We start from the raw sequence: 1495 nt of genomic DNA on the forward strand, positions 1-1495 counted from the left end.
CAGCGTTTTTTGGTTACTTTTTGTCGCGTTTGACAAAAAGTGACTCGCCGTTGAACTGACCCCCGAAAGTTGGACAGGGTACGCTATGGGTTCAGCGCTTGGGTCCGAAATTGTACCGGACTCAAGCCATTTAGTCTGAGACTGATGCGTTCTTGGTTGTAGTAAGCGATGTAATCCTCTAGCCCTGATGCCAGTTGTTCAACACTCTCAAACGATTCCAGATAAAAGAACTCGCTCTTGAGCGTGCCAAAAAAGCTTTCCATCGCGGCGTTGTCCAGGCAGTTTCCCTTTCGCGACATGCTCTGCTCGATATTCTTCCCGGCCAACATGTGCCGGTAAGCTGGCTGCTGATACTGCCAGCCTTGATCGGAGTGCAATATTGGTTTGTCATCTTGATTCAGCCGCTCGAAAGCTTGCTCCAGCATTGTCGAAACCATCCTGAACTCAGGGCGTCGGTTGATCTGATAAGCGAGGATCTCGCCGTTGTACAGGTCCATCACCGGCGAAAGAAATAGCTTCTGGCCCTTTACCTTGAACTCTGTCACGTCGGTTACCCATTTTTGATTAGGGGCCTGCGCCTTGAATTCACGCTTGAGCAAATCAGATGCAACAAGCCCCTCGGAGCCTCGATACGAGCGATATTTCTTCACTTTGACTAGCGATTTGAGGCCCATCAACTGCATCAGCCGCTGCACCTTCTTGTGATTGATCACCTCGGCATTGTGCCCAAGAACCGCAGTGATACGGCGGTAGCCATACCGCCCCTTATGCTGGTGATAGACCCTGTCGATGCGTTCCTTGAGGGCAGCATGCCTGTCGGTCTGCAACACTTTGCTTTGGTAGTAAAAGGTACTGCGTGCCAGGCCTGCAGCGCGCAACAGCAGAGCGAGTCGATGCTCACGCCTTAATCCTTGGACAGCTTGCGTTTTCTTGCCTGCGCAGTGCGTGGGTCCGCTTGGATCAAGGCATCGAGCTTTTTTAGATAGGCATTCTCCGCGCGCAGATATTCCAGCTCTTCGAGCATTTGCTCAGGCGTGAGCTCACGATCCGAAGGTGCAGAAGGTCCTGCGCTGGATTGCTTTGATGGCTTGCGGGGCATGTTTAACTCTCGGGCACGGTTCGGATGAAGGGCTTCTATTCCGCCTTCATCGTACAGCCTTTTCCATTGCCTGATGCTGCTCGGCCCACGGATATCAAACCTTACGCATGCTTGCTGAGCAGACAGCCCGTCTTGCTCGATGCATTGCAAAACCTTTAATTTGAACTGAGCATCGTAGTGACTGTACTTGGGAATCAAACCGGCTGCGCCGTGTTTCTCATAGCCCTTTACCCAGCGGCGCAGCAGCGAAGGGCTCAGCTCATGCTTCAGTGCCACTTCATGAACACTGCGGGCAGAAAGGCACTCTTCGATGAGTGCCTGCTTGAGCGCCAGGTTGTATTTCGTCATGGAACACCCTCCAAGGGATAAGGTGTCCAACTTTCGGGGGTCAGTTCA

At 52.5% G+C, this 1495-nt stretch carries 1 protein-coding gene; it reads right to left on the reverse strand.

What is annotated here, in order from left to right:
• Positions 1-83: 83 nt before the first annotated feature.
• A protein-coding gene (locus HU751_RS26735; RefSeq protein WP_437181031.1) for an IS3 family transposase occupies positions 84-1447 on the reverse strand; the annotation gives its coding sequence in 2 pieces (ribosomal slippage) (positions 84-932 and positions 935-1447; 1362 coding nt in all).
• Positions 1448-1495 lie beyond the last annotated feature (48 nt).

It is taken from the genome of Pseudomonas peradeniyensis, assembly GCF_014268935.2.
GTDB lineage: Bacteria > Pseudomonadota > Gammaproteobacteria > Pseudomonadales > Pseudomonadaceae > Aquipseudomonas > Aquipseudomonas peradeniyensis.